Annotated in this window: 4 protein-coding genes; 3 read left to right on the top strand and 1 reads right to left on the bottom strand. The window is 65.4% G+C overall.

The genetic code is table 11. The annotated features are described in order from the left end of the window. Window positions 1–666 precede the first annotated feature (666 nt). On the bottom strand, window positions 667–825 hold the full coding sequence (locus tag AC1DY5_RS46850; RefSeq protein ID WP_478121207.1) for a hypothetical protein: 159 nt from the start codon (window positions 823–825) through the stop codon (window positions 667–669). A gap of 113 nt (window positions 826–938) precedes the next feature. Here AC1DY5_RS46850 and AC1DY5_RS46855 point away from each other — a divergent pair, with 113 nt between their 5' ends. The 3 genes from AC1DY5_RS46855 to AC1DY5_RS46865 all read left to right on the top strand — a co-directional run. Further along, on the top strand, window positions 939–1,622 hold the full coding sequence (locus tag AC1DY5_RS46855; RefSeq protein ID WP_478121208.1) for an SOS response-associated peptidase: 684 nt from the start codon (window positions 939–941) through the stop codon (window positions 1,620–1,622). Window positions 1,623–1,678: 56 nt separating this feature from the next. Then, window positions 1,679–2,188: a helix-turn-helix domain-containing protein gene (locus tag AC1DY5_RS46860; RefSeq protein WP_478121209.1), complete on the top strand. Its 510-nt coding sequence runs from the start codon at window positions 1,679–1,681 to the stop codon at window positions 2,186–2,188. 156 nt (window positions 2,189–2,344) lie between these two features. Continuing rightward, a partial coding sequence (locus AC1DY5_RS46865) for a DUF4158 domain-containing protein (RefSeq protein WP_478121210.1) occupies window positions 2,345–3,668 on the top strand: 1,324 nt, incomplete at its 3' end.

Consider the following 3,668-nt stretch of genomic DNA (forward strand, 5'->3'; position numbering starts at 1 on the left):
ACGAAGAAACCCGCACGAGGCGGGTTCCTGGGCGATGCGGGAGGAAGGGGTTGGACCCCCTGGAGCGAAGCTCCCGTGGCGTGATGAGCCACTGAGTCCACCGTTGCACCACCGTCATTTTAGATCGACGATCCGCACATGAAGTTCCGCGCCGATCGGGCGGAGAATCGGGTGAGATGACTTCGCGGAAGCCTTTTCTCGAAGCGAGATATCCGCACTTGCACCATGGCCACACTTCCATCCAAACCTGATGTCTCTTGTGACACCGGGCAGAAATTGCGTCAAACACAGGTCGCGTGCATGGCGGCGCGCCCGGCGCATTCGAGCGGCGCCAAACTCATGATGCCGAGTACGAAGAGGTACGTGTGCCAACGTTGTCAAGCGAATTTCAAGACCGGTGAGGGCAAGCCGGATCCACGGCTTCGCGGCATTGGCAAGTGCAACAGGTGCTTGGTGGCTGTCTCGGCTGCTGCGTGAGGCCGCGCATCCGGTGAGACCGTATCGCTCTCGGGCGGCGCGCCCGTCGCGCCGGAGCGCGGGTCTCCCAGAAAGACGCTCGAGAAGGTCAGCAACGGTCGAACCCAGACCTTGGCAGTCAGCGCCCCTTGCTGCCAGTCAGCTCGCCGCGCGGGCAGGCGTCGGACGACCCTCARCATGCCGGGAACCCTAGGTCGTCGGGTCGGTGCTGTCGCCATGCGGCGCAGGTTTTGCAGCCAGGAAGGGGCTGAAGACGCGAAGCCCTGCGGCCACGTCTCGAATCGCCTGCACGAGTTCGTCGAACGGATCGTCCTTGAGCAAGTGGCCGCGTGCGCCAGCAGCCACCATGGCCGCGACCAAGCGCGACGAGGTAGCTGCCGACCTGTGGCGCGACGATCGCCTGCGAGCCATGGCGCCAGTCCGGGCTGCCGTAAAGTGGCTGAAGCCGATAGCATCTGGGGATGTGGAACCACTACCAGACGATTAAGGCGCGCGAACGTCTCCAGAGGAAGTTCGACGTCACCCTGCCGCCGAACTGGGTGCCACCGAACGGCGGCCACATCTACAAGCGCAACCACGCTCCGTTCGTCATCAACCCGGCAGGCCCTGACAGCGCCGGAGGCCTTGACCGGGAGTGCCTCATTGGGGAGTTCGGGCTGCTGCCTGCGCGCTCGCGCACGCGCGAAATCAAGCGCGACACGTTGAAGGCCAGGTCGGAAACAGCGGCGGAGGAGCTCTCCTACGCAATCCCCTGGCGGCGCCAGCACTGCGTCATCCCGGCCGACTGTATCTACGAGCCCGACTGGCGAACGGGGAAGGCGATCGAGACCCGCATCGAGCGCGTTGACGGGGAGCCGATGGGCCTGGCCGGCTTGTGGGACSGATGGGTCGACGCCGGCACCGGTGAGGTCGTTTTCAGCTTCACGATGCTCACGATCGACGCGACCACGCACGCGCTGATGAAGAGCTTTCACCGCGCCGGCAAGGACAAGCGCATGGTCGTGATCCTGCCGGAGGCGATGTACGACCCGTGGCTTGCGGCGCCTGCTAACGAGTCGATGGAGTTCATGAAGCGATACCCTGCGGAGCTGCTGGTGGCCACGCCTGAGCCGCTGCAGCACGCGCCGCAGTCCGGCCTGCTCTAGTCCACTGAAGCATTGAATTTGGCTGTGTATGCTCAATATTGGAGAGCATGCACAGAATGAAGCTGACCAAGCAAGAGCGCGACGAACTCGAGGCGGTGATCCGCAAGCGGCATGGGAGCGCAGCGCTTGCGCGGCGGGCGCGTTGCGTGCTGCTGTGGGCCGATGGAGAGCGGCGCGTGGACATTCGCAGCAAGCTGGCCTGCAACGATGGTTTCGTGACCCGGTGGACGCGGGCATTCGAGCTGGAAGGCCTGGCCGGACTGGTGTCGCTGCACCCGGGCCGCGTGCCGCAGCGGCCTGTGGCGAAGTTGGAGGCGCGGGTGCTGAACAAGACGCTCAGGCACAAGCCCTCGGATGGCTCCACGCACTCGAGCAGCCGCAAGCTCGCGGCCGAGTTGGGCGACGTGTCGTGTTCTGCCGTGCAGCGCATCTGGCGCAAACACGGACTGCAACCGCACCGCCTGGAGCGGCATCTGGTGTCCAATGACCCTGACTTCGAGACCAAGGCCGCTGACGTGATCGGCCTGTACCTGAACCCGCCTGCGCACGCAGCCGTGTTGGGGTAGGCTTTTCGTGTATATCGGTGCGCTTTGCCTGGAAACCCAGCATCCATGCGGGTTCCCGGCCAACGCCGCCTCGCCAAGTCACGATCGCCCTCCCCTGCCGGACGCCAAACCGGTACATTGACGCTCCGAACCGTCGACCTCCAGCCATGCCGTCCTTTGCCCTGCGATTCGTCGGTCAGGATTCAGGAAGCCCTGCCTTCCCGGCTGAGCGAGTTCGACCGCGAGCAGTTCTTCGAACTCACGCCGGCGGACGTAGCGGCGATCCGGGAGCAGTTCCGCACCGACCATCGTTTGCCGGCCGCCCTGATGGTCATGTTCATGCGCGTAGCGGGTCGACCCCTGGGCGGCTTCAACGTGCTGCCACGCAATCTGCTGAAGTACACGGCCGGTATGGTGGGTATCCCGCCGCCGTCGATCGCGGCGCTGCGCTCGATCTACAAGCGCAGCCAGACCCTGTTCAAGCATCAACTCTGGGCCAAGACGTACCTCGGACTTCGCGACCTTGAGCAAGCTGACGAAGACCGGCTGACCGACGCCCTGCGCACCCACGCACAAGAGGCCTCACACCCAGACGGCTTGATCGAATCGGCATGCCACTGGTTATTCGCACGCCGAATCCTGATTCCCGGACCGCGCCGCCTGCAGGACTGGGCCCGCGACGCCTTCGCCGCCGTCGAGGCGCAGATCCTCGCCCACGTGAGCGCCGCCGTATCGGCCGCGACGGTGCAGCATCTCAGCGCCCTCGCCTACAGCGTCCGGTCCGGAACCGATGCGACGCAACTGGACTGGCTCAGGACGCCATCCAGGCGCCACGCGCCGAGCACCCTTGCCGAGACCCTCGATAAGGTGCGCTACCTCAAGGCGCTCGGAGCACATACCTGGGATCTGAGCGGCGTGGCGCTGGCCAAACAGCAGGCCTACGCCCGTCAGGTGCAGTCGCGACGACCGGCCAAGACGCGTGACATCAAGCCCACGCGCCAGTGGATCGAGCTGGTGTGCTTCCTGCGGGTCGCCCTGCTCGAACTCACCGACGTCGAGCTGCTTCAATCGAGCCGACGCAGTCAGCAACTGTTTCGCGAAGCCGCCAACCGGGCCCAGGCCAATCGCACGCGATGCGCGACCAGCCTGCTCAAGCAAGCCGCCCAGGCCAGAGCGGTCCTGCACGATGAAGCGAGGACGTGGCAGGACCGCGTCCTGCAAGCCCGGCAACTGCTCGCCGAACTCGGCGAGTTGGCCACCGGCAGCTTTGTGTCCCGTTCGCAAGGCACTCGCGCAGGACGCCCAACGGGTTCATGCCTGCCTGGCATCGCTCAAGGATCTGGAGTTCGGCGGCCGGGAGGTCGACCCGGGTTTCGAGCAGTGGAAGGCCTGGACCGAATTGCATCGCCGGGGTACGGTGGAACTCCAGCAGGACGCTCGGCTCCCGGACGTTGGTGCCGCGTGGCATGGGCTCGTCCACGATCTGAATCCGCGCTCGGGC

This window comes from Variovorax sp. P4_D9 (genome assembly GCF_056401695.1).

Coding starts and splice junctions, on each gene's coding strand:
- AC1DY5_RS46850 (WP_478121207.1), bottom strand. CDS start 825: ATGGTGGCTGCTGGCGCACGCGGCCACTTGCTCAAGGACGATCCGTTC.
- AC1DY5_RS46860 (WP_478121209.1), top strand. CDS start 1,679: ATGAAGCTGACCAAGCAAGAGCGCGACGAACTCGAGGCGGTGATCCGC.